Origin of the sequence: Sanguibacter antarcticus (assembly GCF_002564005.1) — a bacterium.
Taxonomy (GTDB): Bacteria; Actinomycetota; Actinomycetes; order Actinomycetales; family Cellulomonadaceae; genus Sanguibacter; species Sanguibacter antarcticus.
In genome coordinates, this window is sequence record NZ_PDJG01000001.1 from 397,710 (window position 1) to 423,615 (window position 25,906).

Genomic DNA, 25,906 nt, shown 5'->3' on the forward strand with positions numbered 1-25,906 from the left:
TGGTCCGGTCAGGAGACCGTGACTGTCTCGCATCCAAGAGTTGGATTGCCTGTGCCTCGCGGTGAGCCGATGACGTAGAGGCACACCTGGGCAGTCCCCTTCGATGCAGCGAACGTCTTGGAGAAGCCGTGGTTCGCCCCGACGCCGTAGGCCTTGTCGACGTCGGTACGGCTCGCGTCGGCCTTGACCGATCCGACGAGCGAGCTGCCGACGTAGACGTGCACGTCGACGGCGCTCGTGGTGTCGAGGTCGAACGCCCAGCCACGCACGCTCACGGTTCCGGACCCGGTCGTGATCGAGTCGACGACGCCCGTAGCGGCCGTGTTCGGCACCTCGACGTCGTTGCAGCCCAGCTCAACGACGTCCCGCGTGTCAGGGTCGCGGGCCAGGACGCACGCCTGGTGGTCTCCCTGGCTGACGGGTGCCGTGAGCGTGAACCCGGTGGTCCCGGCGCCAGCAACCTCAGTGGTCGTCTGGACTGCCGACTGGGTGACCCCGTCGACCTGCAGCCAGACGTCGACCTTCGCCGTCGTGTCGAAGTCCGACGCCCACCCGACGACCTTGAGCGACGAACCCTGCGCGGCCGTGCCGCCACCGCCGACCATGGCAGGGACGCCCTCGGCGGAGGACACCGCACCCGTCGGCAGAGAGTTCGCGACGGTCACCGTCCGGCAGCCCAGGTACGGGTTTGCGCCACGCGACGTATCGATCGCGTAGAAGCAGACCGAGTGGTCACCGCGTGTGACGGGGATCGTGGCGTCGAAGCCGTGGCTGCTCCCGACGCCATAGGCACGCGCGACGTCGGACCGCGGGCTGTTCGCCGTGATGATGCTCGTGCGCTTCCCGTCGACGTAGACGTGCACGGAGACGGCGTCAGACGAGTCGGGGTCGAACACCCACCCGCGGACCTTCACGGATCCCGGCGCCGGAGAGGTCACAGCGTCGATGTTCCCCTTCGGCGGCAGGTTCGTGACAGTCACCGTCTTGCACCCGATGAGCGGGTTGCCGCCGCTCGGGACGTTGATCGCGTATGCGCACACGGTGTGCTTGCCGTCGCTCGCGGGAACCGTTGCCGAGAACCCGTGGTTCGAGCTCACGCCGTACGCCCGGCCGACGTCTGAGCGTGACGACGACGCCTTGACCGACTTCACCGACTTCCCGTCGACGTACATGTGGACGTCGATCGCTTCCGAGGTGTCGGGGTCGAACGCCCATCCGCGGACCGCGATACCGCCCGGGGTCCCGGTCGCGGAGTCGAGCGTGCCCTTCGGGGTCAGGTTCGTCACCGACACGGTCGTGCACCCGAGACTCGAGTTCCCCGACGTCGAGTCGAGCGCGTACGCGCACACCGTGTGGGTGCCGGTCGACGTCGTGATCGTCGTATCAAATCCGTGGGCGTTCCCCAGGCCGTACACGGCACCGACGTCCGGCCGGCTCGTGGACGCCTTCGTCGCGCGGACCGCGACGCCGTCCACGTAGACGTGGACGTTGATGGAGGCCGTGGTGTCAGGGTCGAGCGCCCACCCCCGGACCGAGACGGTCCCGGTGCCCGCGTCTGACGTGACGGAGTCGATGACACCGACAGGAGTGCGGTTCACCGGCCCGCCGAACCATGCCGAGAAGTAGAGGTGGAAGTTGCGGTTCCCGTACGAGGAGCACGAGTCGCCGCTCCCGTAGCCGGCGGCGAGCGCTGCGGCGTTCGGACGGTACGGGGTGTAGTTGTAGAGGCTGGCGGTCGCCTGGTTCTCGATGTACACGCCCGACGTGCCGCACGCCGTGTTCGGGTGGTACTGCACGGTGTTGGTGCGGCTGGCCCGGTAGGAGTAGCTCGTCGGGTTGGCTGCGTACCGCTTGAGCTGCTTGGCTGCGGAGTACACCTGGTTGGCGAAGCCCGCATAGGTCGGGTCGCACCAGCCGCCGACGTTGTCGGGGCACCCGAAGCCGAGTGCGCGCGAGTACGTGTACGAGGTCTTGCCAGCCGTCGAGGTGATGAGGCCCTGCTCCTTCTGGAGCGTGACGAGCAGCACCTGAGGGTTGATACCGCAGGCGACCGACACCTTGTAGATGATCGAGGCAGCAGACTCGTTCGAGGCGCCGGCGTACGAGCGCGGGCACAGCGAGTCCGCGGTGCGGCTCGGCGTCGTCTCGCGGTAGCTCTTGATGCACGTGCTCCCGGACGCAGGGGAGCAGTACGCGCCCTTGGCATCGAGGAACGTCTGGACCGACGACGAGCTCATCGTGCCCGTGTCGTACATCACCGCGTCGCTGATGATGTAGCCAGGGTCGAAGTCCGTGACCGCAGCGCTGTGCGCAACAGGCGCGACGAGGAGCTGGAACCCGGCGAGGACGCCGGCACAGAGTGCCAGGGCGAGCGAGACGCCGATCGGGCGTCGGGCACTCAAGATCACGGAACTACCACCTCAACAGGGTCTGACTTGCCGGAAGACGCGGCCGAGCTATAGGTAACGACAGCCGTCCAGGTACCAGTCGACAGCTCGGCCCCGGGAATGAGGAATCCACCGCAGCTCATCGTGCTCACGTCGACGAGCGCATCGAGGGTCGCTGTCCGGACCGTGCTGCCGGACGTCAGGGTGAGGGTGCAGGTCCCAGCCGACTCGATGGTCGCGGCGTACGCACCGACCTCGACGCCGTTGGTCTCCGGCGCCCAGCTGGCATAGGTCGTCACTACGTTGACCGTGCCGCCCGGCGGCTTCGTGGGCTGTGCCGTGGGCTCGGTGTCAGGGCCGTTCGTGACAGCCGGCTCGCTCGGCTCGGGCGGCGCGGTCTCGGTCGGGCTCGTCGTCGCGGGGTCGGTGCCTGCGGGCGGCGACGGCTCGTCGGTCGCGGTCTCTGACGGGTCCGACGTCGACGGGTCGGCTGCAGCCGAGGTGGAGCTCGTCGAGAACGGCCACCAGCCGGCTGTGCGCGCGAGGACCGCCCCGGCTCCGAGCAGGACGACGACGACAAGGGTCACGATGATCGCTTTACGGTGGCGCATGGTCCTCGATCTGAGAGATTCGACGGGTACAGCGGCGACCGTACCAACGCTTCGTGGCAAGAACGTGGAGGCAAGAACCACCCGCGCGCCGCCGTCTTCCCGGCGGTTCTCGGGGCTAGCCTGAGCCGCATGGGGGGAAAATCTATGCGCGCAGTGACCGGTTCTGTGACATCTGTGGTGCTCGTCTGGGGGTTGCTCGCGACGGCGCCGAGCGTCGCGGCGGCGAGTCCGGCCGTCGTCTCGGACGTGGCCCAAGACACGTCGTCCGAGGTAGACGTCGTCGAGCTCGACCTCACGGGGATCGATCCGGGGGCCTCCGCGGAGATCACCGAGGCAGACGAGGTGCTGCCTGACACTGTCGCACCAGGTGTCGACCCGGACACGGTTCCGGGGCTCGAGGTCGAGGATCCGCTGGGCGCGTTGCCCGACACCGCCACGACCGACGTCCTCACCGAGCAGATGACGGTCGACCCGTTCAGCGTCATGGGGATCTCCTGGGACCTCGACCTGGGGCTCGAGGACGTCGTGGTCCAGTACCGGACGTTCCGTGAGGGGGCATGGACCGACTGGGGCTGGGTAGCACCGGCCGAGCCGTACATCGACGAGGCCGCCGGTGACGAGCCGTCCACGAGAGGCGCGACCGACGCGATCTTCGTCCCCGACTCGACCGGGGTCCAGCTCATCGTGTCCTCGACCGCCGGGACGGCCCAGAACGTCAAGGTCGTCCTCATCGACCCAGGTGCAGGGCCGAGCGGCGACGAGGCGAGCACCAGCTCGGGGACGCCGACGCCCGCTCCGGTTCCCACCGCGGCAGACGTCGCGACAGACGAGCCCGCGGAGTCCGCGGACGACGCCGCCACGGCGACCACGCCTCCGACCGACGAGGCCGCCACCGAGTCTCCTGAGCCGTTCGAGACTCCTGAGCCGGCCGAGACGCAGGAGCCGAGCGCTCCCGCGGAGGAGACCACCGCTCCGGGTGTTCCGGTGGAGGAACCGGCCACGGTCGTCTCGCCCACCAGCGTGAGCGTCGACGGCCCCGTCGTCGGCGAACAGTCGTCGTCAGCAATCACGGTGCCTGCCGCCTACATGCCGAACCTCGTGCTCCCGGCGGCGACGATGGCCCAGCCCGCGATCGTCACCCGAGCGCAGTGGGGCGCGCCTGCGCCCGTGTGCTCCGGCGGCTACGGGTCGTCGACGCTGGCCGCCGCGGTGCACCACACCGCATCGTCCAACTCCTACACAGCCGCTCAGGTGCCTGGCCTGCTGCGAGGCATCGCCGAGTACCACACGCGCCCAGAGGCGTCCGGTGGCCGTGGCTGGTGCGACGTGGGCTACAACTTCCTCGTCGACAAGTTCGGGACCATCTACGAGGGCCGCGCCGGCGGGATCGACCAGCCCGTGCTCGGCATCCACACCGGGGGATTCAACTCGCGTGTCATCGGCGTCTCGGCCATCGGCAACTATCAGGACGCCTCGGTCAGCGCGGCGATGGCCGAGGCGATCAGCCAGGTCATCGCGTGGAAGTTCGCCCAGCACCGCATCATGGCCAACACGTCCGTGACGCTCGTGTCAGGCGGTGGAGCGTCGAAGTACCCGGAAGGGACCTCGGTCACCTTCAGCACGATCTTCGGTCACCGCGACGCCCAGCTGACGTCGTGCCCCGGGCAGTACCTCTACGCCCTCCTCGGCGACATTCGCAACCGGGTCGCCCAGCTCTCGAACGCCGTGGTGGCCGAGTCCCCGCAGGGGGCGTGGGACCTCGCACAAGGCGGCGGCAGCAGCGTCCGGGTCGCCGGATGGGCGACCGACCCGAGCACCTCGGGTGCGGTCCTGGTCCAGGTGCTCATCGACGGCACCCTCACACGGAGCTTCGCCGCTGACAAGGTGCGCTCGGACGTCGGGGCGCACAGCTACGACACGAGCGTCACGATGTCCGCCGGGTCGCACACGGTCTGCGTGCGCTACATCAACCAGGGTGGTGGGTCGGACGTCCACATGGGCTGCCGGACCATCACGGCTCTGCCGTCCAACCCCGTCGGCGTCATCGACGGGACGAGCGTCACAGCCAGCTCGATCACCGTGCGCGGCTGGGCGCGCGACCCTGACTCGACGAGCCCGATCACGGTGCACGTGTACGTCGACGGCAAGGCGGTCGCTGCGGAACGGGCGGACGAGCCGCGTGCCGACGTCCAGGCCTCGGCCCCCGACGAGGCCGGGCCCAACCACGGCTTCCAGCGGACCGTCTCGGCGAACGGTGGCAAACACACCGTGTGCGTCTACGGGATCAACGTCGGGGCCGGGGCAAACACCAAGATCGGCTGCAAGGACGTCGTCGTACCGAACAAGATCCCTGTCGGCGTCATCGACGAGGCGACCGCCGTGGGCACAGACAGCATCTCGGTCCGCGGATGGGCGTTCGACCCGGACACCTCGAACCCGATCACAGTTCACGTGTACGTCGACGGCAAGTTTGCGGGCATCGTCGCAGCGGACGACAACCGGTCCGACGTCGGGCGGGCGTACGGCAACGGCAGCGCGCACGGTTTCAGCACGGTCGTCCCGGCCACAGCGGGGACGCACACGGTGTGCGCGTACGCGATCGACTCCCAGGGCGGCGGGAACCCGCGGTTCGACTGCACGAGCGTCACCGTGCGCAACGCGGCACCGATCGGCGTGATCGACCAGGTCACCGGCGGGTCGGGGACGGTCCGCGTCCGTGGTTGGGCGCTCGACCCCGACACCACGGCGTCCATCTCCGTGCACGTCTACGTCGATGGGAAGGCCGTCCGCTCGGTCCGTGCGTCCGCGAGCAGATCAGACATCGCTCGCGCCTATGGGCTCGGTGCCCTCCACGGCTTCGACACCGCGGTGCCGGTGAGCGCGGGGACGCACCAGGTCTGTGTCTATGCGATCAACGCGACCGCGGGCTCCAACCCGCACCTCGGCTGTCGGACGGCCACCGTGTCCTGATCGACGTGCGGTCTGTCCCGGTCGCTCTGCTCCGCAGGGCGACCGGGACGGGCAGCAATTGCCGATAAGGTAGACGGCGCGGCCGTCGACGGCATCTCCGCACAGCCGCCCACCTCACTGAGCCTGACGTAGAGAGAGCACCCTGTTCATGTCGGAAGACGCTCCCAGCCCTGCAGCGCCCGCACCCCGGTCTCGTCCGTCACTGGCGACCGTTGCGCGTCGGACCATCGGGAGCAGATGGATCGCGCCGCTCGTCCTCGTGCTCGTGTCCTTCGTGACGGTCACTGTCCACGTCGAGTCCTTCACGACGATCAGCCCCGTCGACGAGCTGACCCACATCGACTCGCTGTTCCATGCACCCGTCCCGGTGCACAGCGGCGAGAAGATCGGTGAGGACGCGCTGCGCGAGCAGGCCTGCCGCGGGCTCGACGGCTACCCCAGCCCGTCGTGCACCACCCCGGGTGACCTCGACCCCGAGGACTTCCAAGAAGACGGCTTCAACACGGGCGCGGTGTACACACCGCTGTACTACTCCGTGACCAAGCTCCTGGCGGTCCCGCTCCAGCTGGTCACCGGGACGGAGAGCCTCGTCACCGCTGCGCGTCTCGTCGGCGCGGTCTGGCTCGCCGCAGGGCTCCTGCTCACGTACTCGGTGGGTCGGCGGCTCGGTGCTGCCCGTGCGTCCTTGACGAGCATCCTCGTGCTGGTCGCGATGACACCCTCGATCCTCTTCCCGAGCGCCACGGTCTCACCAGACGCGACCGGCCTCGTCGCCGGGGCAGCGATCGTCTGGGCGGCGTTGGTGTGGGAAGACGCGCCGCGCCGACGATGGTGGGTGCCGGTGCTCGTCGCGGTGCTCGTCGCAGCGCTCAAGACGGTCAACATCCTGGCGATCTTCATGATCGCGTGCTACATCCTCATCCGGCTGGCGAGCAGCTGGAACGCGCAGCGACGCGGGACGGACATGGACGGTCAGCTGCCTGAAGACCGTCGTCGCCCGATGCTCGTCGGTGCGATCGCCGTCGGAGCAGGGGTGTTCGCCACGCTCCTGGGATGGTCTGCCTACGTCTCCGCCAGCACGGTCGCCTCGACCGTGGATGTTCCGATGAACGAGCGCACAGCGACAGCGAGCCTCACCGGATGGCAGCTGCTGGTCTCCTTCGGGCAGTTCCTCGACCCGCTCGAACCGTCGGGCAACGTCACCATCACCGAGGCGGTCGGGTTCGTCGACCAGCGGCTCGTGGGGATGCTCCTGCTCGCTGCGGTCGTCGGCGGAGCGTTCTTCGCGCTCGGGAGCCCGCGGCTGCGCGCCCTCGGCCAGGCGATGTTCATCGCCGGCGCGATCGGCGGGCCGCTCATGACAGTCTTCATCTTCGTCCTGCACGGCTCGTACATCGCCATCCCGGGCCGCTACGCGATCACGCTCGTCCCCGCAGCCGTGGTGCTCGCTGCAACGTTCGTCCGGCCGCGCTGGGCGCAGGTCGTCCTGGCGCTCGGAGCGCTGGCCGTCTGGCTGGTCACGCTCCGTACCCTGTTGACACGATGACGACTGAACCTTCTCGCACGCCGACGATCGGTGGGAGCGACGCCACCCGTATCGCGGTGGCCTCGGCCATCGGTGCGGTCACCAACCTCGTCATCCTGACCGTCGCCGCCCGGGTGCTGCTGCCGGTCGAGAACAACACGGCGTTCGTCACCTTCTGGTCCACGCTCTTCGCCTTCTTCGGCGTCATGACCGGGTTCTCCATCGAGGCGACGCGCGCCGTCTCGGCAGCGACGTCGTCCGAGGACCGCACCTCGGTGCCCACGACCGGCGCCGGCCGACCACCCCGGGTGATGGCCGTCGGGGTGGGGATCGCGTGCGTCGTCGGTCTCCTGGTCGGCGTGACCATCCCCGTCTGGTCGCCGGCGATCTTCACCATGCACCCCTGGGCGCTCGGCGGGCTCGTCGTCCTGGGCGTCACCGGCAACGCCCTCCACGCCGCGACCGTCGGGTCGCTGGCCGGCTCACGGATCTGGCGGCCCTACTCCTCGCTCATCGGGTTCGAGTCGCTGGTCCGGCTGACGCTCGTCCTCGTGTGCGCCTTCATGGGGCTGGGCGTCCTCGGCTTCGCTGCTGCGGCGGCTGCCGCGGCCTTCACATGGGCTGGCTTCGTGGCGACGTCGAGCCAGGTCCGCCACGCTGTCGGTGTGCGGGTCGACTCGACGCTCCCGCTCTTCCTGCGCCGCGTCACCTCGTCAGGCGTCGCATCCGGTGCGAGCGCGCTGCTCGTGGTCGGGTTCCCCGTGCTGCTCTCGCTGACGACGCCAGACGCCGAGATGGCGCTCGCGGCCCCGGTCCTCATGGCGATCACGCTCACCCGCGCCCCGCTCATGATCCCGCTCAACGCCTACCAGGGGGTGGCGGTCACCCACTTCGTCGCGCACCGTGATCAGGGGCTGCGTGCCATGCTCCCGGCAGCTCGCCTGGTCGTGCTCGTCGGGGTGGTCGGTGCGGTCCTCGCTCTGCTCGTCGGACCGCAGATCATGGCCCTCGTCTTCGGTTCTGCGTACCGGGTGCCCGGCCTCGTCCTGGCTGGCCTCACGCTGGCCGTGATCCTTCTCGCGCTGCTGACGCTCACCGGAGCGTTGTGCCAGGCGCTGACGATGCACGGTCCGTTCGTCGCGGGCTGGGTGACGGCCGTCCTCGTGTCCGTGGCGACACTGCTGGTGCCAGCGTCGCTCGAGGCCCGATCCGTCCTTGCGCTGGCAGCGGGACCTGTCGCGGGGCTGATCGTCCACCTCACGGCTCTGCGTCGGGCCGCGCTGCTCGAGGTGGCAGCGAACCCGAGCGCGGTGGAGCAGAGCGTCGTGGACCAGAGCATCGTGGAGCAGGCTGTGGTGGAGCAGAGCGTGCTGCCCGACGCGGTCGCTGTGGCAGACGGTGGGCTCCCGGTGCCGCGTGTGAGCGTCTGCATCGCCACGTACAACGGTGAGCGCTTCGTCGACGAGCAGCTCCGCTCGATCCTCGATCAGCTCGCGCCCTCGGACGAGGTGGTCGTCGTCGACGACGCGTCGACCGACACGACCGTCGCGGTGGTCCAGGCGATCGCCGACCCGCGCGTCCGTCTTGTTCCCGCCGACCGCAACCGGGGCTACGTGGCCACCTTCGAGGCTGCTCTCGCGATGGCGACGGGTGAGCATGTGCTGCTGTCCGACCAGGACGACGTGTGGGTGCCAGGCCGCGTGCAGCTCATGGTCGACGCGCTGGTGGACGTCGACGTGGTCGCGACGAACCTCGGGACGCTCGGCGGCCCGGAGTCGATCAGGGGACCGTACGGACAGGCGGACTGGCACCTGCGGGCTGCGGACTCACGCCACCCGGGTCGCAACATCCTCGGGACCCTCGCGGGCAACCGTCCGTACTACGGCTGTGCGATGGGTGTGCGTCGCTCGGCGCTTGCGCGGGTGCTTCCCTTCCCGTCGTATCTCGACGAGTCGCACGACCTGTGGATCGCGCTCTACGGAAACGTCTTCGGCAGCATCCAGCACGTCGAGGCGCGGTCGCTCCTGCGACGCTTCCACGAGGACAACGCGAGCCCGAACAGGCCACGCGGCCCGCTCGCCGTGGTCCGGTCGCGAGCGATGCTCGTCCGGGTGGTCGTGGATCTCGTCGGTCGGCGCTTCCGCAGCGCCGCTCAGGAGCGTCGGTCTCGCAAGAACCGCCGCGCGAGCCGCCAGTAGGCCCGCAGCACAGACTCCAGCGGCGCGGCCGCCGGCGGGAGCGGCGTCTGTGCGGGGTCGAACGTGTCGGTGAGCATCGAGACCAGACGCGCGTCCGGGACGGTGCGTGTGGACTGGACGAGCCGCCTGCGCTCGCGCACCCAGGCCTGGTGGGTGAGGATCCACCGCCAGCCGCGGACCTTCTCCCGACCCCAGCCCTGGACGCAGGCCACGACGAGGATCGCGATCTCGAACGCGAGCAGCGGCAGCCCGAGCAGCACGAGGGTCCGTGCCTCGTGGACCGTGAGCAGCAGGAGCAGCCGGTTGCGCTCGACGAGGTACATCTTCAGCGGGCTGCGCGAGAACTCGTAGTGGTGCAGCGCGCGCGCGTCGGCGAGCACCTCGACGCGCAGACCGCGCTGCCAGCAGCGCCAGCTGAGCTCCATGTCCTCGACGTACGCGAAGAGCTCCTCGGGGAACCCGCCGAGGTCCTCCCACGTCGAGCGGCGGACCGCCAGGCAGGCGCCGCTCGCGGAGGCGACGGCTCGGTCGCCGGTGATGCTCGCGGCGGGACGGTCCATGTCGCCTGCCCAGCTCAGTCCCAGCACGTGCAGAGGGTTGCCGGCGGAGTTGATGAGATCGGGGGAGTCTGCGAGGAGGATCGTCGCGCCGGCGACGCCCACGCCGTGATCGTCCAGGTGCTCGGCGAGGAGCCGGAGGGCCTGTGCTTCGACGATGGCGTCGCTGTTCACGAGGGCGAGGACCTCGGAGCGCACCGTGGCTGCACCGAGGTTGACGCCGCCCGTGAAACCGAGGTTCCGGCCTGGTTCGAGGAGGGTCACCCGTGGGTCGTGCGGGACACGTGCGAGGGCCTCCGGGGCGGCCCCGTTGTCGACGAGCACGAGCTCGACCTCGACGCCGTCGGACGCCAGGACTGCGGCGACTGCTTCTGCCAAGAACTCTTCGGCCCCGTAGGCGAGCATGACCACCGAGATGCTGCGTGGAGTCACTCGCCGTCACCTGGGTGCGGGACCATCACTGCAGCGAGCTGCTCGACGTCGTAGCGCAGCAGGGCGACCTCCTCGGTGAGGGTCCGGCTCTCCTCCTCGAGCTCGGTGATCTCGACGCTCAGCTGGATGCTGACACCGAGGAGCACGAGGAGGGCGAGAGCGAACAGGAGGTTGGAGGGCGTCTCGACGCCTACGGTGCGGGCGATGTCGCCGACGACCCCGGGGAAGGCACCGAGGATGCAGACCGTGACAGAGACGACGATCCACATCAGCGCGTACTTCTCGCGCATCCGTTGACGGCGCAGCAGGACGACGAGGAAGAACACGAGGCCGATGCAGCAGGCCAGTGCGAAGTAGTAGCCGCTCACAAGGTGACCCCTTCCGCAGCTCGGCGTGGTCTGGACAGAGCGATGGCGAGGGCGAAGACCGCCTGGGAGAGGAAGAGCGCAGCCTTGAACGGGTTGTGCGATGCGGTCCCGCCTGCACGTGGACGCATATGGACCGGGACCTGGCGGACGACCAGTCCCGCACGAGACGCGATGACGAGCGCTTCGATGGTGTCGCCGAGGTACTCGGCGGGGTAGTCGGCCGCGAACACCGCGATGGCCCGTCGGTCGCAGGCCTTGAACCCCGAGGTCGTGTCGGTCAGGCGAGTCTTCGTGACCAGCGAGAGCGTGCTCGAGAGAACCCGCATGGCCCACCGGCGCGGCCCGCGAACCTTGTAGACGCCCTCGCCGGCGAAGCGTGCCCCGATGACGACGTTGGCGCCTTCGGTCTGCAGCGCGGCGACGATCTGCTCCACGTCGGCCGGGTCGTGCTGACCGTCGGCGTCGAGCTGGATCGCGACGTCGTAGCCGGCGCGTGCGGCAAACTTGTAGCCCGCCCGCATGGCGCCACCGACACCGAGATTGAGGGGGAGGTCGAGGACCTTCGTCCGGCCTCGCCGGGCGACCGTCGCTGTGCGGTCCGTCGACCCGTCGTTGACGACGAGGAAGTCCGCGTCCGGGAGCGCTGCGTGCAGCTCGTCGAGCACTCCAGGGAGCGCTTCCTCCTCGTTCCATGCTGGAAGAATGACCAAAACTTGTGTCCCCCCGGCGACTGTCACAACGCGTAATCTTACCCTTTCGTGCCTCGTTGATCGTCCAGACGCGGCCGGACACAGTGCATCTCTCGGAACTGCCGCCAGGTGTTACCAGACCGTCATCCAGGAAGTTGAGACCCATGCGTGTGCTGCTCGATGCCACCGCTGTTCCCGCCGACCGGGGGGGCGTAGGACGGTATGTCGACGACCTCGTGCCTGAGCTCGTCCGGGCGGGCGTCGACCTCGTCATGGCGGTCCAGCGCCGTGACGTCGAGCACTACCGGGAGCTCGTGCCGCTCGCCACGATCGTCGCTGCGCCAGGCGCCACCGAGCGGCGGGCGGCGCGCCTGGTCTGGGAGCAGGTCGGTCTCCCGGCCCTGGTGCGGTCTGTGCGCCCGGACGTCCTGCACTGCCCGCACTACACGCTCCCGCTCGTCGCTGGTGTGCCCGTGGTGGTGACGCTCCACGACGCGACGTTCTTCACGACACCCGAGCTGCACCTGCGGTCGAAGGCCGTCTTCTTCCGTGCCGCGACGCGCATGGCTGTGCGACGCGCGCGGACCGTCGTGGTCCCGTCGCGCGCCACCCGGGACGAGGTCGTCCGGGAGGCGGACGCGGATCCCGCCCGCTTCGTCGTCGCACACCACGGTGTCGACCACGAGAGGTTCCACGCGACGTCGCCGGACGAGCAGGCGCGGGTACGCACGACCCTCGGCATCGGCGACGCGGACTACGTCGGCTTCCTCGGCACCCTGGAGCCGAGGAAGAACGTCCCCGCGCTCGTGCGCGCGTGGGTGAGGGCGTGCGACGGGCGCGACGCGCCACCAGCGCTGGTCCTTGCCGGCGGACGCGGATGGGACACCCAGATCGACGCGACGATCGAGTCGGTTCCCCCGCGGCTGACGGTGCGACGGGTCGGATATCTTCCGCTCGACGACCTACCTGGGTTCCTCGGCGGCGCCCAGGTCCTCGCGTACCCCAGCCTCGGAGAGGGGTTCGGCCTCCCGGTGCTCGAGGCGATGGCGTGCGGCGCTGCGGTGCTCACGACCCGTGAGCTCTCGCTCCCGGAGGTGGGCGGCGACGCGGTCGCCTACTGCGGGACCGACGAGGATTCGATCGCCCACGAGCTGGGCGAGCTCCTCGACGACTCCGAGCGGCGCGCCGACCTCGCGCGCGCGGCCGTCGTCCGCGCTGAGCAGTTCACCTGGGCAGAGGCTGCCCGCGCGCACGTCGAGGCATACGAGCGGGCGGTGCGCCGGGCCTGAGGTGCAGGCCCGGCGCGCCCGCGGGTCAGCGGTTGCGAAGAGACGCGAGGTGCGCGTCGACCTGCTCGAGCGTCGGCAGGAGGCTGCTCGCGACAGCCTCGGAGAGGCTCGGAGCCGCGACGTCCTTGTCGGAGAGCAGCGGGGCGAGCGGCGAGCCGTCGCGGGCGGTCGTCGGCCACTCGATGCCGACCTCGGGATCGAGCGGGTGGATCCCGTGCTCGCGTCCCGGCGAGTAGCCGGTCGAGCACAGGTACATCACCGTCGAGTCGTCCTCGAGCGCCATGAACGCGTGACCGAGTCCCTCGCCGAGGTAGATCGCACGACGGTCGGTGTCGTCGAGCAGCACCGAGTCCCACTGCCCGAAGGTGGGCGAGCCGACGCGGACGTCCACGACGACGTCGAGCACCGCGCCCTTGGCGCAGGTGACGTACTTGGCCTGCCCCGGAGGGGTGTCGGCGAAGTGGATGCCCCGGAGAACGCCGGCAGACGACACGGAGCAGTTCGCCTGCTGGAGGTCGAGGGGGTGCCCGAGCGCCTCCTCGAACTTCTCCGCCTTGAACCACTCGAGGAACACGCCTCGCGGGTCTCCGAACTGCTTCGGCGTGATCTCCCACGCCCCGGGGACGGACAGCTCGCGATACTCCACGTCGGCAACTCCTTCTGTTGACAGCAGGGAGGGGCAGGAGGCCACCGTCCCGGGGGCAATGCTAGTGCGGTCTACTACAGTTGGGCGCGCGACGGGGGGCACAGCAGCCGCCCCGCACAGACTGAAGGAGACTTGTGCGCTGGTTGGTGGTGGGTGCGAACGGCATGCTCGGTCAGGATCTCGTCCGGCTGGTCGGTGACCGTGGGTACGACGTGCGTGGTGTCGACCGCACGGAGGTCGACATCACGGACCCGGCGAGCGCCGCGGCAGGCGTCGCGGGCTTCGACGTCGTGGTGAACTGCGCGGCCTGGACGGCCGTCGACGATGCCGAGACGCAGGAGGGTGCAGCCTTCGCGGTCAACGCCGTCGGTGCGCAGAACCTCGCGCGTGCGGCCAAGGCTGCGGGTGCGCGTCTGGTGCAGGTCTCGACCGACTACGTCTTCGCGGGCGATGCGCAGGAGCCGTATCGCGAGGACGCGCCGCTCGCGCCGAAGTCGGCCTACGGCCGGACCAAGGGTGCAGGCGAGTGGGCTGTCCGTGCGGAGACCGACGACTACCTGGTGGTGCGCACGGCCTGGCTGTACGGGGCGCAGGGCGCATGCTTCCCGAAGACGATGGTCAGGCTGCTCGCTGACCGCGACTCGTTGACGGTCGTCGCCGACCAGGTGGGGCAGCCCACGTGGACGGTCGACCTCGGGGACCTCATCGTCCGCCTGGTCGAGGCGAAGGCGCCCTCGGGCACCTACCACGGCACGTCGTCCGGGCAGACCTCGTGGTACGGCTTCGCGCAGGCGTCGGTCGTGTCCGCGGGGCACGCAGCAGAAGCGATCCAGCCGACGACGAGCGCGGAGTTCGTCCGCCCTGCGCCGCGTCCCGCCTACTCGGTCCTCGGTCACGAGGCGCTGCGGGCGATCGGCGTCGAGCCGATCGGCGACTGGGCAGAGCGGTGGGACGCTGCGGCGCCGACCGTGCTCTCGCTCGGCTAGAAGAACGGTTCCGCTGGGGGTGCCAGACGCTACGGCGTCCGCCACCCCCAGCGTCGTCAGCGCTCGGTCTCGAGCAGCCCGAGGAGGTACGTGCCGTAGCCGGACTTCACGAGGGTCTCGGCGCGGGCGCGGAGCTCGTCGTCGGAGAGGAAGCCCTGACGCCAGGCGAGCTCCTCAGGTGCGCCGACCTTGAGGCCCTGCCGGTGCTCGATGGTCTTGACGTAGTCCGACGCCTCGACGAGCGAGTCGAACGTCCCGGTGTCGAGCCATGCCGTGCCACGAGGGAGGACCTCGACCTGCAGGCGTCCTTGCTCGAGGTAGACCCGGTTCACGTCGGTGATCTCGTACTCGCCGCGCGCTGAGGGCTTGAGGTCGCGTGCGATGGCGACGACGTCGTTGTCGTAGAAGTACAGGCCGGGAACCGCGAAGTTGCTCTTGGGCTCGGTCGGCTTCTCCTCGAGGGAGAGCGCGATCCCGTTCTCGTCGAACTCGACGACACCGTAGGCGGTCGGGTCAGCGACGCGGTAGGCGAAGACGGCGCCACCCTCGATGTCGCTGAACCGCGAGAGCTTGGCACCGAGGCCGGGCCCGTAGAAGATGTTGTCGCCGAGGACGAGCGCGACGCTCTCGTCACCGATGAAGTCGGCGCCCAGCACGAATGCCTGCGCGAGCCCGTTCGGCTCGGCCTGCACCGTGTACTGGATGGAGATGCCGAACTGGCTGCCGTCGCCCAGGAGCCGGTGGAACTGCTCGGCGTCGTGCGGCGTCGTGATGATGAGGACGTCGCGGATGCCCGCAGCGATGAGGGTCGAGAGCGGGTAGTAGATCATCGGCTTGTCGTAGACCGGGACGAGCTGCTTGCTCACGCCAAGGGTGATCGGGTGGAGACGAGTGCCGGACCCGCCGGCCAAGATGATTCCGCGCATGGGACAACAGTGTGCCCCACTTTGGGGCGCAGGCCTAAGCGGGAGGCGTCGCTGCGGAGCGGGACTGACGGACCTCGTGACGTTCGCGGACAGCGAGCCCGCCGCTGATCGCGGCACGCAGCGGCCACAGGTACCACTGGTGGTAGCGCCGGTGGAGATACGTGCGAGCGCTCGTGTGGTGCGCGCGGATCATCCTCTCGGGCTTGGCCTTCCACGAGACGCCCTGGACGTGGGTGATGCGGACCTCGGGCACGTAGAGGTTGATCCAGCCGGCGTCACGGAGGCGCTCGCCCAGGTCGAGGTCCTCGAAGAACATGAAGAACGTCTCGTCGAAACCGCCGACGTCGGAGAGTGCATCCCTGCGCAGCAGCAGGCAAGCCCCTGACAACCATCCGGCTGGGCGGGCGGTGAGGCTCGAGTCTTCTTGCGCCTGCTTGTAGCCGACGGTCCACGGGTTCCCCCGCCAGACCCGCCCGAGGACAGCGTGGCCGAGTCCTTGCCGCAGCGACGGGACGGCGCGCGCCGAGGGGTAGACGGTGCCGTCGACGTTGAGCAGGGTGGGGCCGAGCGAGCCAGCCTCGGGGTGGAGGTCGCCGACCGCCACGAGGGCGTCGAGCGAACCGGGAGACCAGACGAGGTCCGGGTTGGCGACGACAGCCCAGGGTGAGCTGCTCGTGCGCAGGCCGACGTTCGCGGCGGCGCCGTACCCGACGTTCCCGCCACCGTCGAGGACCACACCGCCGTGCATGGCGGCGACCGCGTCGGCACGCTCGCTCGGGTCGCCGTTGTTGACGATGACGAGATCGACCGGACGGTCGGTCGCCGTCGCGAGAGACGTGCCGAAGGCCTCGAGCTCGGGTCCGGGATTGAAGACGACACAGACGACGAGGACGGGTGCCAGCGGGTCCGCTGCAGGAGATGTGCTCATGGTCCGCTCAGACTAGTCGGGTTGGCGCAGGTGCTCTTCACCCGGTGCGGTCGTGGGCGTGACCAGCCGCTTCGCGTCGTTGCTCTGGGGGACGCCTCGCGTTGGGTAGTGTGATCGAACCGTGGTCGAGAGGAAAAAACTGTGCGTATGTCAGTGATCGGTTGTGGCTATCTCGGTGCTGTCCATGCTGCGTGCATGGTGACTCTGGGGCACGAGGTGGTGGGGGTCGACGTGGACGCCCGGAAGATCGAGGCGCTCTCGCGGGGCGAGGCGCCCTTCTTCGAACCAGAGCTCGCTGATCTCTTGGCGCAGGCGCTCGCGACGGGACGGCTGACGTTCTCCACCGACGTCGCGGCCGTCAGCGGCGCGCGCGTGCACTTCGTCTGCGTGGGGACGCCGCAGAAGCGCGACAGCCTGGCAGCGGACCTCACGTACGTCGACGCCGCGGTCACGGCGCTCCTTCCGCACCTGGGCGACGGCGACCTGGTGGTCGGCAAGTCGACGGTGCCGGTGGGCACCGCCGGTCGGCTCGCCGCGCAGGTCGAGGACGCTGTCCCGGGCGCGACGCTCGCCTGGAACCCGGAGTTCCTCCGCGAGGGGTACGCCGTGAAGGACACGCTCACCCCGGACCGCTTCGTCTACGGGGTCCCGGCGGGAGAGAGCGGGGCGCGCGTCCAGGCGCTGCTCGACGAGGTCTACGCGACCGCGCTCGCAGCCGGGACACCGCGCATCGTCACGGACTACGCGACCGCGGAGCTCGTGAAGGTGGCCGCCAACTCGTTCTTGGCCACGAAGATCTCCTTCATCAACGCGATGGCCGAGCTCTGCGAGGTGACGGGCGCGGACGTCACACAGCTGGCGGACGCGATCGGCCACGACGAGCGGATCGGTCGACGGTTCCTCAACGCCGGCCTCGGGTTCGGTGGCGGGTGCCTGCCGAAGGACATCCGGGCGTTCATGGCGCGGGCGGGCGAGCTCGGCGCGGACCAGGCCGTCTCGTTCCTGCACGAGGTCGACGCGATCAACGCGCGGCGCCGGGCCCGGATGGTCGACCTGGCGCTCGAGGTGAGCGGGGGCAGCGTCGATGGTGTGTCGATCGCCGTCCTCGGGGTGACGTTCAAGCCGAACAGCGACGACGTGCGCGACTCTCCGGCGCTCGACGTCGCGGCGAGGCTCGCCGTCCTCGGGGCCCATGTCCGGGTGACCGACCCGGAAGGCATGGAGAACGCACGCGCACGGCACCCGGAGCTCGACTACGTGCAGACGGTGGACGAGGCGGTCACCGGAGCGGACGCAGTCCTCCTGCTCACCGAGTGGAAGCAGTACCGAGACCTCGACCCCGAGCAGGTCGGGGCCCTGGTCGGGACGCGCGCCGTGCTCGACGGCCGCAACGCTCTCGTGCCGGAGGCGTGGCGCGAGGCAGGGTGGACGTACCGGGCCCTCGGGCGCCCCTGACCCCTCTGACGATCGTGGCCTGACGCGCCGCCCGCCCGACAGGGCGGGCGGCGCTGTGCGTGGGGCGCTGTCAGTCTGTCTCGGTCACGCGTGCGTGATGCGTTCTGTCGCGACGAGGCGTGCCAGCCGGTCAGGGTCGGCGTCGATCGCGCGCGCGGTGTCCTGAGCGAGCACCACGACGGATCCGTCGGCGCTCCACGTGCGCAGGCTCGTCCGCAGCAGCGCAGCGGTCCCGATCGCGCCGTCGGTCGTTCGGACGAGGGATCGAGCCGGTGTCGGTCCGGCCTCGTCCCCGTGCGGCGCAGCGTCGCTCTCGAGGGTGTCCTCGAGAGCCCAGGGGAGCAGGTCTGCGTGGGTGACGTGCAGGGCCGAGCCGTCGGCACGCGGTGCGGTCAGCGCGGCGGACCCGGGGTCCGTGGGGGTGACGTACCCGAGCGTGTCGGCGTACGTCATGACGGCAGAGGCCGCGTCGATCGCTCCTGCGGGCAGGTCGCCGTCGTACCGGCGGGCGAGCGCCGGCAAGGACACGACGACGAGGTCTCCACGGGCCGGCCGTCGGCCGTCGGGCCCGAGCCAGGCTCCAGGGGTCGCGGTCACGACGACGTCGGCCGGACGCTCGCTCGACGTGCCCTGCCCGTCGACGACGTCTACCTCGGCGCCCGCCTGCCATGCCGAGAGCGCCCACACGAGGGTGCGCCAGTGGGGAGGGAGGTCGAGTGCGACGACCGTGCCCGGCTCGGCGTCCAGCTCCTCGGCGAGCAGGTTCGTCGTCTTGGACACCCAGTTGGCGAGGACGGCGCCGGAGAGCTCGATCCGCTCTCCGTCGGGCCCGTACCAGGTGAGTCGGGGACGCCCCGGGTCGGCGGTGAGTGTGCGCAGGATGTCGTGAATCGTTGCAGGCATGAGGTCAGCGTAGACACTGCGTAGACACCCGGTGGAGATCGGGACCGTTCGGCAGTTTTCACCCGCTCAGAGGGGATTAAATAGCACAAGCCCGCTTGACTCGTGAAGATGACACGCGTGTAATTTCAGGTGTCGGTTGCGGACGTGAACCAGTGCAGAAGTTGTGCAGGTCAGTGAAGATCCGGACGCCCGTCGGGCGTCGAGCTGGTGTGAGACGCAATATCTTCTAACGGCACAGAACGGGGAACGACATGTGGAACTTGCTCGACGAAGACGGGGCATTTCCGTCGGATGCGGGACGTTCAGTCGAGGTCCCCGAGACGGGCGCGACGATCCTCCCGCTGTTCGGCACGACGGATGACGACGAGACGATGGGCTGGCAGGAGCGCTCGCTCTGCGCCCAGACCGACCCTGAAGCGTTCTTCCCTGAGAAGGGCGGCTCCACCCGCGAGGCGAAGAAGGTCTGCGTCAGCTGCGAGGTCCGCGTCGAGTGCCTCGAGTACGCCCTCGAGCACGACGAGCGGTTCGGCATCTGGGGCGGCCTCTCCGAGCGCGAGCGTCGCAAGCTCAAGCGTCGCGCGATCTGAGCCTTTCGTCCGCTGTTCCCGGCGGCGACTCGCCCTGCATGTCCGCATGGCAGCGATCGCGCACCCGGTGATGCACTATGGACGACGGTATGACTTCCTCTGACCTGACCCCTGCCGCGCACCCGCTCGCTGAGCGCACCCGCGCCGCGTTCGTGACCGCGATCCTCGTGACCCGTGGCTCGACGCCGTACCTGTCGCACTCCCTCGATGCCGTCTTCGCCTCGACGGTCGAGCCTGCCGGGGTGGTGGTCGTCGACGTGTCGACCGACTCCTCGGCGACGCTCTCCGCGGAGGTGGCGGACCGCGTGACTCTCGTCCGCGCGCCGGGAGCCCGAACCTTCGGTGCAGCGATCACCGACGCGCTCGACGTCGTGGGCAGGTCGGCGACGACCCCGTGGATGTGGTTGCTCCACGACGACTCCGCCCCCGAGCCGCAGGCCCTGCACCACCTCGTCCGCGCGCTCGAGCACACCTCGTCTGTCGCGATCGCCGGGTCCAAGCAGGTCCGGTGGCACGCGCCCGACGAGCTCGTCGAGGTCGGGTACACGGTCTCCCGCAGCGGCCGCCGCATGACGGGCGTCGAGCCAGGAGAGCTCGACCAGGGCCAGCACGACTCGCGCGAGGACGTGCTCGCCGTCGGCCTCGCCGGTGCGCTCGTGCGTCGCAGCGTCTGGGACGACCTCGGTGGCACGGACCCGGTGTACGGCAGCTTCGGCGACGGTCTCGACCTGTGCAGGCGCGCGCGCCTGGCCGGTCACCGGGTCGTCGTCGTCCCGCGCGCGATCGTGCTGCACGCGCAGGCAGGCCTCTCCGGGCTGCGCGACGCGGTGCCGACCGATGACGACGCTCCTGACGCGCTGCCTGCCGCCGAGGACCAGACGGACGCGGTCGATCCGACGTTCGGTGCACGGCTGCGCTCGCAGCTGTACTTTCTCGGGACGAGCATCCGCGTCTGGCTCCTCCCGTTCTTCCTCGTCGGCTCCGTCCTGGCGGGCCCGGTCCGGGCCCTGTACCGGATCGCGGTCAAGCAGCCCGGTCACGCCGTCGACGAGCTGTGGAGCCCGCTGTGGCTGCTGGCCCGGACCGGGAAGATCATCGGTGCCCGACGCTCGGCGGCCGCGACCTCTGTCGCTCCCCGGAGCCTGCTGGTCCCGCTCATGGCGACCACGCGGGACGTGCTCGAGGGGCACCGTGACCGGCGTCTCGCGCTGGCGGCGCTGCGCAAGGCGGCGCACGCGCCGAACGAGCTCGACCGTGCCGAGATCAGGTCGGCTGCCCGGCACCGCGCTGCCGGGCTGGGCGGCGTGCTCCTCGTCGCGCTCGTCGTGACGGTCCTCGCGCTCGGTCCGGTCCTCAGGACGCTCGTCGACGGGGGACGGATCGTCGGCGGTGCGCTGCTCCCCGCCAGCGGTGGGTTCGCCGACCTCTGGCAGGCGATCACCGGCGGGTGGATCCGCGACGGGCTCGGGGCGTCCGCACCTGCCGACCCGCTGCTCACCGCGCTCGCCCCGGCGACGATCCTGGCCCGCGGAGATCTTCAACTGGCCGTGAACGTGCTGCTCGTGTCGATGCTCGTGCTCGCGGGCGCAGGCGCCTGGTTCGCCGCGGGCGCAGCGACCCGCTCTGTTCCCATCCGTCTCTGGGCAGGCCTCGTGTGGGTCGCGGCACCGGCGCTGCTCGTCGGTCTGGGAGACGGGCGCCTCGGCGCGGTGCTCGCCCACGCGACGCTCCCGTGGTTCGCGCTGTCGCTCGCACGGGCGCTGGGGATCCAGGCCACCGACTCGTGGGGCGTGCTGCGGATGCGGTCCGCCGAGCGCACCGAGCAACGGGTGCGCGAGAAGACGCAGGAACGGCTCGCGCAGCGGGCTGAGGCCCGCGGCGCCTCAGGCATCCCCGTGGGCCGGGTGAGCCTGCGGTCCCAACCGGCAGGACCCGTGCGTCCGCACGGTTCGGTCGCCGCGCTCGGTGCAGCGGGTCTGACCTTCGCGATCGTCGTCGCGGGCGCACCCGTCCTCCTCCTTCCTGGCCTCGTGGCGATGCTCGTGGTCCTCGTCGTGGCGCCGCGCCACCGCCGTTACGTGCTGTTCGTCCCGCTGCCTGCGCTCGTCATCGTCGGGCCGCTCCTCGTGCGCACCGCCGCCACCTGGTCGAGCGGGGGCTGGCGCATCCTCTTCGGCGACCCAGGGCTGCCGCTCGCCTCCGACGCAGCAGAGCCCTGGCAGCAGCTCTTCGCCCTCCCGGCGGTCCCGTCGTCGTTCTTCACCGCAGACGGAGCGTGGGGTGTCGTCGGCGAGATCGCGCCCTACGCGCTCGGGGCGACCGTGCTCGTCACAGCGCTCGTCGGTCTCGCCCGGAGCGGAGCGCGGGGCGCCGCGGCCCGTGTCTTGTGGTGCATCGTCCCGCTCGGTCTCGCCACCGCGGTGCTCTCTGCTGCGATCGTCGTCGACGGCGGCACCACCTCGGCCGTGACCGGGTGGTCCGGGCCCGGGTCCTCACTCCTGCTGCTCGCCCTGCTCGGTGCAGGAGCCCTGGGGATCGACGGGCTCGCCGCGAAGGCGATGACGCACACGTTCGGGTGGCGCCAGCTCGGGATCGGCCTGCTCGCCCTGGTCATCGGGCTCGTCCCGCTGGCCGGCCTCGCTGCCTGGGGCGGCGCCTCGCGGAGCGACGACTCACCCGTCGCCCTGCAGTCGCTCGACCGTGCGATCGTGCCGGCCGTCGGCCAACAGCTGCAGACGTCGGGACGCCAGGCGCGGGTGCTCGTCCTCGAGACCGCGGACGACGGGTCGATCGCCTATCAGCTTCTTCACGAGGACGGACCACAGCTCACCGACTCCTCGACGGTCGTCAACGTGACGCACCTGGCCGGTCATGCCGACCCCGCAGCAGAGCTCGTCGCGGCGGTCTCCTCCGGCGTCGAGGGCGACCAGGCGGGTGCGCTCGCGGAGCTCGGCGTCGGAGCGGTCCTGGTGCCGCCGTCCGACCAGCTCGCCCGCGCGCAGCTCGTCGGCCGGATCGACACCGTGGTCGGGCTCCAGCGGATCACCGAGAACGAGTCCGGGACGATCTGGCGCGTCATGCCCGTCGACGCGGTCACCGAGGCCGTCCAGCCTGCCTGGGCGCGGATCTACTCACCTGATCCTGACGGCGCGCTCGTCGTAGAGCAGGCGGTCGAGGCCGGTCGGCTCTCGGTCGACACGACGGTGGCGCCCGGCGAACCGGACCGCGTCCTCGTCCTGGCCGAGAACGCCGCACCCGGCTGGACGGCCCGGCTCGACGGGGTGCCGCTGCGCTCGCTCGAAGACGGTGCGCGCCAGGCCTTCGCGCTCGGAGGCGAGGGCGGGCATCTCGTCGTCGGCTACGAGCGTGCGAGCCGGACACCGTGGATCGTCCTGCAGGGCGTCGTCCTCGTCGTGTTCGCACTGCTCGCCCTGCCTGTGAGACGACGACGTGGAGGTGGGCGATGAAGGCCCGATCGACCAGCAAACGCCCCGCAGCGTCCACCCGAGGTGCAGCGGTGCGCCGCGTCGCGTCCATCGTCCTCGTCCTCGGCGTGACCGCGGCGGTGACCGTCCTCAGCACGGACCTCGTGACCCACGACGCGGCAGCAGCCGAGACGGGGACGACGGTCGCGCTCGGCGCACGCTCGACCACCCTCGTGTGCCCGGGTCCGGTCGCGCTCTCCGACCCCGGCTCGACGAACGACGAAGGCTTCAGCCCGACTCCCGTCGAGACGCAGACGTCGCTGCGCACGACAGTCCTGGGCGACGGTGTCTCAGCAGCGCTCACCCCCTTCTCCGGCGCTGACGACGAGAGCGTTGCAGCGGTGCAGACCGTCGACGGCGCGCAGCCCAGCGCCCAGGGGTCGATCGACGAGCTCGACGAGGCCCTCGTCCTCAAGACGTCCACGGACACCGACGCGGCGGCTTCCGACGGGGCGCCACAGCTCGTCGCGGCGAGCGTGGCGTCGGCCACCGCCGCAGGCGACCTCCAGGGAGTCGCTGCAGCCGGGTGCCAGACCCCGGGCATCAGCCAGTGGCTCGTCGGCGGGAGCACCGACCTCGGGACCAGCGCGCGACTCGTCCTGCAGAACCCGAGCCGCACGGCCGCGACCGTGACCATCACCCTGTGGGGGGCTGGTGGCGAGCTCGATCTCGCCGGGCCCGCCACCTACCTCGTGCCCCCCTCGAGCCAGGTCTCCACCCTGCTCGAGGGGCTCGCAGCGGAGCAGCGGCGGATCGCGGTGCACGTGACCTCCACGGGTGCGCTCGTCACGGCGTACCTCCAGCACAACGTCCTCGACGGGCTGACACCCCGCGGTGTCGACTTCGTCGTCCCCGGAGACGAGCCTGCCACCGCTCAGACGCTCGTCGGCCTCGAGGTCGAGGCCTCGGACGTCACCGACGCAGGCGTCGGCTCGCTGCGCCTTCTCGTGCCGGGGGACGCAGCCGGAACCGCCGCGATCCGAGTCCTCGGCGCCGACGGTCAGCACATCCTGCGCGGGGCCGAGACCGTCGACCTCGTGCCCGGAGAGGTCACCGACGTCTCGCTCGCAGGGCTGCCTGCCGGACGCTACAGCGTCGTGGTGCAGTCGGACGTGCCGGTCGTCGCCGGGGCGCAGACCGTGCGGACCGGTACCGCCGACCCCGATCAGCGTCTCGTGGGGACGCCCCAGGACCGCGCCTGGGTTCCCGCGCGGCACGCCGACACGCACGAGACGAGAGTCGTCGCTCTCCCGGTGCGCACCACGGGCGTCCTGGTCCTCACAGCGCTGCCCGAGGGGCTCGACGGCGACGACCCCTTCGCGGCGGACGTCCCCATCGTCTACGCGGCCGACGACGACCTGCCGCCCGACGAGGACGCGACCCCTGGTGACGACGCGACGCCTGACGACGACGCGACCCCCGACGATCCCACGGATCCGGCGACCAGCGCGTCCGCAGACTCGTGGGACCCTGTCCGGCGCGGCGAGATCCGTCTCTACGGCGCTGACGGTCAGCTCCTCGCCACGAAGCCAGTCGAGCTCGCGGCCGGCCAGACGATGGCCGTGGACCTGTCCGACGTCGCCGACGGCGAGGTCGTCGCAGCAGCAGCGGTCGTCCCCGACGACCCGGCGGACGGCGAGACGCCGTACACCCTCGACTGGTCGGTCCTCGTCTCGGCGACCGGGGTCTCCGGTGCTACCGCGGTGATCCTGCCGGCGCGGCCGGACAGCGGCGGCTCCGAGGTCCTCGTCCTGCGGTCGCCGACCGTCGGGCTCCCGACCGGCTGACCCGTCGAGCGCCTCTCGGCGCCCGGCCCTCAGCCGTGGTCGCGGAACTGCGGGTCGATCTCTTCCGGAGACCGCGAGAGCAGGTGCGCCACCTGCTCCACGACGACGTCGCGCACGAGCTCGGCGAGGTCGTCTGCGTCGAACGCACGGCTCTCGACCGGACGCCGGTAGACGAGCACCCGGCCAGGCTGGCCGGACTCGGCGGGGAAGTACCGTCCCATCGGCACCCCGCCGTGCTCCCACGGCGAAGGATCAGACGGCGGGACGTCCTCGACAGCGAACTCTGTCCCCGCCAGCTCCCGGCCCCACGACTTCTCGAGGCGCTCGACGACGGCGAGGACATGCTCGTCGAACCGTTCGGCGCGGGTGCGATAGGCCGGGAGGTTCGTCGGGAGGAAGGGACCTCGCAGGCCGCGGCTGCGCCGGTCTCGGCGGCTGCGGCGCACCGGCGCGCGCGCGGACGGCCCGAGAGCGCCGGGCCCGGTCGGGGTGAGTGACTCGTCCATGGTCCGAACTCTAGCCGCGCACCCGGCGTGGGAGTACAGCGATCCTTGCCACGGGCGGTACCGTCATCTCTTGTGAGATCAGTCCGTCAGTGCTCCCGAACCGCTTGCGCGCGTGCCGCAGTGGCCACACTCACCTATGTGTACTCGGACTCGACCGCTGTCCTCGGCCCGCTGGCGTACATGGCTGAGCCGCACAGCTACGACCTGTGCGAGATCCACTCCGACCGTCTGACGGCCCCGCGGGGCTGGGAGGTCGTGCGTCTGACACCCGCGTTCGCCGAAGCGGGACCGACCCCAGACGACCTCGTCGCGCTCGCCGACGCCGTGCGCGAGGCTGGCCGACCGAAGCACCTCAGCGACCCTGAGCCCGTCCAGCACGGTGAGGTCGCCCGGCGCGGGCACCTGCGCATCCTCAAGGGAGACGGCTGAGGCATGGCAGGCCCCAGCAAGCCTGCGAGACGACGGCGCGCCGAGCCCGCACCTGACGTACCTCTCGGCTCGCTGAGCCAGCCACGCCCGGACGTGACCGGGCCACAGACGTGTCCCGCGTGCGGGTCTGCGTCGCTGACCAGGCTGTCTCTGCCGAACGCGGCAGGTGCAGCTGCGATCTTCGTCTCCTGCCACGACTGTGAGCGTTCCGGGTGGTTCGCGTCCGACGACGGTCGAGAGCT

The 25,906-nt window shown here is 70.5% G+C and carries 20 protein-coding genes; 10 read left to right on the forward strand and 10 right to left on the reverse strand.

Annotated elements, in window-relative coordinates:
- Positions 1 to 8 precede the first annotated feature (8 nt).
- Positions 9 to 2,408, reverse strand: a complete 2,400-nt coding sequence (locus ATL42_RS01795) for a hypothetical protein (RefSeq protein ID WP_098453884.1) — start codon at positions 2,406 to 2,408, stop codon at positions 9 to 11.
- A complete protein-coding gene (locus tag ATL42_RS01800; protein ID WP_098453885.1) occupies positions 2,405 to 2,998 on the reverse strand; it encodes a hypothetical protein in 594 nt (197 codons plus the stop codon). The genes ATL42_RS01795 and ATL42_RS01800 overlap by 4 nt, the downstream gene beginning before the upstream one ends.
- Before the next feature lie 129 nt (positions 2,999 to 3,127).
- On the opposite strand from ATL42_RS01800, the gene ATL42_RS01805 reads away from it, so the two are divergent.
- From ATL42_RS01805 to ATL42_RS16820, 3 genes are all read left to right on the forward strand, one after another.
- On the forward strand, positions 3,128 to 5,968 hold the full coding sequence (locus ATL42_RS01805) for a peptidoglycan recognition protein family protein (RefSeq protein WP_098453886.1): 2,841 nt from the start codon (positions 3,128 to 3,130) through the stop codon (positions 5,966 to 5,968).
- 148 nt (positions 5,969 to 6,116) lie between these two features.
- A complete protein-coding gene (locus tag ATL42_RS01810) occupies positions 6,117 to 7,514 on the forward strand; it encodes a glycosyltransferase family protein (protein WP_098453887.1) in 1,398 nt (465 codons plus the stop codon).
- On the forward strand, positions 7,511 to 9,691 hold the full coding sequence (locus ATL42_RS16820) for a glycosyltransferase (RefSeq protein WP_281254261.1): 2,181 nt from the start codon (positions 7,511 to 7,513) through the stop codon (positions 9,689 to 9,691). Before ATL42_RS01810 ends, ATL42_RS16820 begins: the two co-directional genes overlap by 4 nt.
- Here the strand turns inward: ATL42_RS16820 and ATL42_RS01820 are convergent.
- From ATL42_RS01820 to ATL42_RS01830, 3 genes are read right to left on the reverse strand one after another with little or no spacing between them, the layout of a single operon-like run.
- Entirely contained in the window at positions 9,646 to 10,680 is a 1,035-nt protein-coding gene (locus tag ATL42_RS01820) for a glycosyltransferase family 2 protein (RefSeq protein WP_245861997.1), read from the reverse strand. The genes ATL42_RS16820 and ATL42_RS01820 overlap by 46 nt on opposite strands.
- Positions 10,677 to 11,048, reverse strand: coding sequence for a DUF2304 domain-containing protein (locus ATL42_RS01825; protein WP_098453888.1), 372 nt, complete (start codon positions 11,046 to 11,048; stop codon positions 10,677 to 10,679). The genes ATL42_RS01820 and ATL42_RS01825 overlap by 4 nt, the downstream gene beginning before the upstream one ends.
- Positions 11,045 to 11,785: a glycosyltransferase family 2 protein gene (locus tag ATL42_RS01830; protein WP_098453889.1), complete on the reverse strand. Its 741-nt coding sequence runs from the start codon at positions 11,783 to 11,785 to the stop codon at positions 11,045 to 11,047. The genes ATL42_RS01825 and ATL42_RS01830 overlap by 4 nt, the downstream gene beginning before the upstream one ends.
- 116 nt (positions 11,786 to 11,901) lie before the next feature.
- Here ATL42_RS01830 and ATL42_RS01835 point away from each other — a divergent pair, with 116 nt between their 5' ends.
- Positions 11,902 to 13,026, forward strand: coding sequence for a glycosyltransferase family 4 protein (locus ATL42_RS01835; protein WP_098453890.1), 1,125 nt, complete (start codon positions 11,902 to 11,904; stop codon positions 13,024 to 13,026).
- A 25-nt stretch (positions 13,027 to 13,051) separates the two neighbouring features.
- Here ATL42_RS01835 and rfbC read toward each other — a convergent pair whose 3' ends face one another.
- A complete protein-coding gene (gene rfbC / locus ATL42_RS01840; protein ID WP_098453891.1) occupies positions 13,052 to 13,672 on the reverse strand; it encodes a dTDP-4-dehydrorhamnose 3,5-epimerase in 621 nt (206 codons plus the stop codon).
- A 134-nt stretch (positions 13,673 to 13,806) separates the two neighbouring features.
- Here rfbC and rfbD point away from each other — a divergent pair, with 134 nt between their 5' ends.
- On the forward strand, positions 13,807 to 14,658 hold the full coding sequence (rfbD, locus tag ATL42_RS01845; protein ID WP_098453892.1) for a dTDP-4-dehydrorhamnose reductase: 852 nt from the start codon (positions 13,807 to 13,809) through the stop codon (positions 14,656 to 14,658).
- Positions 14,659 to 14,714: 56 nt separating this feature from the next.
- Here the strand turns inward: rfbD and rfbA are convergent, their stop codons facing one another.
- Both rfbA and ATL42_RS01855 read right to left on the reverse strand, forming a co-directional pair.
- Positions 14,715 to 15,584, reverse strand: coding sequence for a glucose-1-phosphate thymidylyltransferase RfbA (gene rfbA / locus ATL42_RS01850; protein ID WP_098453893.1), 870 nt, complete (start codon positions 15,582 to 15,584; stop codon positions 14,715 to 14,717).
- Positions 15,585 to 15,618: 34 nt separating this feature from the next.
- Positions 15,619 to 16,512, reverse strand: a complete 894-nt coding sequence (locus ATL42_RS01855; protein ID WP_098453894.1) for a glycosyltransferase family 2 protein — start codon at positions 16,510 to 16,512, stop codon at positions 15,619 to 15,621.
- A gap of 141 nt (positions 16,513 to 16,653) precedes the next feature.
- On the opposite strand from ATL42_RS01855, the gene ATL42_RS01860 reads away from it, so the two are divergent.
- Positions 16,654 to 17,967 (forward strand): UDP-glucose dehydrogenase family protein, encoded by a 1,314-nt coding sequence (locus ATL42_RS01860; RefSeq protein WP_098453895.1) that lies wholly within the window; start codon positions 16,654 to 16,656, stop codon positions 17,965 to 17,967.
- 84 nt (positions 17,968 to 18,051) lie between these two features.
- On the opposite strand, the gene ATL42_RS01865 is transcribed toward ATL42_RS01860, so the two are convergent.
- Entirely contained in the window at positions 18,052 to 18,870 is an 819-nt protein-coding gene (locus tag ATL42_RS01865; protein ID WP_098453896.1) for a TIGR03089 family protein, read from the reverse strand.
- 251 nt (positions 18,871 to 19,121) lie between these two features.
- On the opposite strand from ATL42_RS01865, the gene ATL42_RS16625 reads away from it, so the two are divergent.
- From ATL42_RS16625 to ATL42_RS01880, 3 genes are all read left to right on the forward strand, one after another.
- The gene (locus ATL42_RS16625) at positions 19,122 to 19,457 is read left to right on the forward strand and encodes a WhiB family transcriptional regulator (protein ID WP_098453897.1); all 336 of its coding nucleotides are present in this window, start codon (positions 19,122 to 19,124) and stop codon (positions 19,455 to 19,457) included.
- An 89-nt stretch (positions 19,458 to 19,546) separates the two neighbouring features.
- On the forward strand, positions 19,547 to 22,924 hold the full coding sequence (locus ATL42_RS01875; RefSeq protein WP_169925315.1) for a glycosyltransferase: 3,378 nt from the start codon (positions 19,547 to 19,549) through the stop codon (positions 22,922 to 22,924).
- Positions 22,921 to 24,729, forward strand: coding sequence for a DUF5719 family protein (locus ATL42_RS01880; RefSeq protein WP_098453899.1), 1,809 nt, complete (start codon positions 22,921 to 22,923; stop codon positions 24,727 to 24,729). The genes ATL42_RS01875 and ATL42_RS01880 overlap by 4 nt, the downstream gene beginning before the upstream one ends.
- Positions 24,730 to 24,758: 29 nt before the next feature.
- Here the strand turns inward: ATL42_RS01880 and ATL42_RS01885 are convergent, their stop codons facing one another.
- A complete protein-coding gene (locus ATL42_RS01885; RefSeq protein ID WP_098453900.1) occupies positions 24,759 to 25,235 on the reverse strand; it encodes a metallopeptidase family protein in 477 nt (158 codons plus the stop codon).
- A gap of 72 nt (positions 25,236 to 25,307) precedes the next feature.
- Between ATL42_RS01885 and ATL42_RS01890 the strand changes: the two genes are divergently transcribed.
- Positions 25,308 to 25,664 carry a DUF3499 domain-containing protein gene (locus tag ATL42_RS01890; protein ID WP_211281765.1) on the forward strand — a complete coding sequence of 119 codons (357 nt, stop codon included), beginning with the start codon at positions 25,308 to 25,310 and terminating at the stop codon, positions 25,662 to 25,664.
- Positions 25,665 to 25,906: the final 242 nt, after the last annotated feature.